The organism is Paenisporosarcina sp. P4_E4_2 (genome assembly GCF_056401595.1).
Genome location: NZ_JBFUJC010000412.1, coordinates 1 through 2,466 on the forward strand (window position 1 = coordinate 1; position 2,466 = coordinate 2,466).

A 2,466-nucleotide genomic window follows, 5' to 3' on the forward strand; every position below is an offset into this window, starting at 1 on the left:
ATATAAGTCAACACTATTTAATAGATTTGTTATGGGTTTATATTATCAGAATATTAGGAGCTTTTCAACCACCAATTTATGACAATCGTATAAAGTAAAACGCTGCTTCTCTACTAATAAAAAAGAAGGACAATACTAATGAAAGTATTGTCCTTCCTATATTGATTAGTGCCCTTCTACAAACACAAAGTATAGAATAAAAATAACGAACATGCCGTACATGATAGGATGAACCTTTTTAATATTCCCGCTCAAGATCATTGTAATCGGATAAAATACAAATCCCATAGCGATTCCTGTAGCGATGCTATACGTAAGGGGCATCGTAATAATAGTTAAAAATGCTGGTACCGCAATTTCAAATCGATTCCATTCAATTTTATTCAAAGATGAAACCATTAGGACACCGACAATGATTAAGGCTGGTGCTGTTACTGCAGAAGTCATTACGGATAATACTGGTGAGAAGAATAATGCCAACAAGAATAAGACACCCGTAACAATTGCTGCAAATCCCGTTCTCGCACCTGCGGCAACTCCTGCACTTGATTCAATATAAGAAGTCGTCGTTGAAGTACCGAAAATCGCTCCCGTTACAGTTGCAAGTGAATCTGCTAGCAATGCTTTACCCGCACGCGGAAGTTTATTGTCTTTCATTAAGCCGGCTTGGTCGGCAACGGCAACAAGAGTACCTGCAGTATCAAAGAAATCTACGAATAAGAATGTCAGTACTACAATTAAGAATTGGATGGTCATTAATGATCCTGGATCATTCAGTAAAGGTTCGAAAGCCACCCCGAAAGTTGGAGCCACACTTGGAACTTTACTTACTATAGAAGAAGGAACATCTACTAAACTGAAAATCATCCCCGCTCCTGCCGTTAATAGCATCCCGTAAAAGATACCACCTTTAACGCCTCTTACCATAAAGATAACAGTTAACACTAATCCAAAGATGGCTAGCAACGTATTTCCTGCAGATAAATCTCCTAATCCAACTAGTGTAGCTTCGTTATTGACGATTATCCCTGCGTTTCGTAAGCCGATAAAGGTGATGAACAAACCGATACCTGCTCCAACAGCATATTTTAATTCAGCAGGAATGGCATTGATGATGGTTTCACGAATTCCTGATAATGAAAGAACAATAAAAATTAGTCCCGAAAATAGAACACCTGTTAAAGCTGTTTGCCAAGGAATTCCGTAAGTTAGAACAACTGTATAAGCAAAGAATGCATTTAATCCCATTCCCGGGGCAAGGGCTATGGGATACTTGGCTATCAATCCCATAAAGAGAGAACCGACGGCTGCCGCTAAAGCAGTTGCTACAAATACTGCACCTGGATCCATGCGCATTGCGTCAGGTAAATCAGGCACCGAATTTAGTGACAAAGTTAATGGATTGACGATCAAGATGTAGGCCATCGATAAGAACGTAGTCAGTCCACCGATAATCTCGCGACGATAATTCGTTCCGAGTTCTTCAAATTGAAAATACTTTTTCATGTTTTTTCCTCCGTGTTGTCGTGTACACATTTGTTTCTTCTATAATAATTAAGTTTCAGCGTCAGATCTTAACTCAACTCTCAGTCTATAAAACAGATACCCAGTTTAATAGAGATGTTAACCTCCGAATTGAATTCGACTTGCGCTAAATGCTTTCTATTATAAAAAACAAAAAGGCATGCAACAAAAAGTCGCATGCCTCCGATTTCTTCCATTAACGATGTTAATAAGAAGTAAGAAAGACGGAACGGTCCGCCTTTCTAAATCGTAGTCGAGTCATTTACGGTAACTCGGTAGAAACTTTCGGGCCATATTCCCGACTTTATACGACGACAGTATTTAATTACAATAGTACTATAACATCTATTTGTAGAGGTTTCAATCATTTTTCCGAACAATAATTAAAAAAATGTCTCCATAGTTCGGAAATAAACATTCATTTCCAACTGAACTCTTTATTCCCTCTCAATTGTTGCTGGTGGCTTGCTCGTGATGTGGTTTTTTGCCTTCGTTTTTTTGATTCAATTGAGAATCATCCAGTAGCTCAACAATTTTAACCATAAAAAAACTCCCTTCTATTTGCAAAATATCGCAAATAAAAGAGAGTATTTGTTAATAGTCAACTGTTGCTGGTGGTATAAGTCACTTTCAATAAAACATCTATAAACACCGATATATCAAGGTTTGAGACGTTTTAAAATTTACAACCTACTATTCCCACTCAATTGTTGCTGGTGGCTTGCTCGTAATGTCATACAGTACACGGTTGATGTTTGGCACTTCATTGACGATGCGGACACTGATTTTCTCCAATACATCCCAAGGCACACGAGCCCAGTCAGATGTCATCCCATCGATTGAAGTTACTGCACGAATGCCGATAGCGTAATCGTAAGTACGTGCATCACCCATTACACCGACACTTCGAATGTCAGGTAACACCGTGAAGTACTGCCAGAT

2 protein-coding genes and 1 riboswitch are annotated in these 2,466 nt (G+C 38.6%); both genes read right to left on the minus strand.

From position 1 onward, the window contains the following. Positions 1–165 precede the first annotated feature (165 nt). Positions 166–1,506, minus strand: a complete 1,341-nt coding sequence (locus AC1DSB_RS17955; protein WP_477532384.1) for an NCS2 family permease — start codon at positions 1,504–1,506, stop codon at positions 166–168. Between the two features lie 248 nt (positions 1,507–1,754). After that, a riboswitch (purine riboswitch) is annotated at positions 1,755–1,856 on the minus strand. Between the two features lie 361 nt (positions 1,857–2,217). Beyond that, the coding region (locus AC1DSB_RS17960) for a GMP synthase (glutamine-hydrolyzing) (protein ID WP_477587275.1) at positions 2,218–2,466 on the minus strand (249 nt) is incomplete at its 5' end.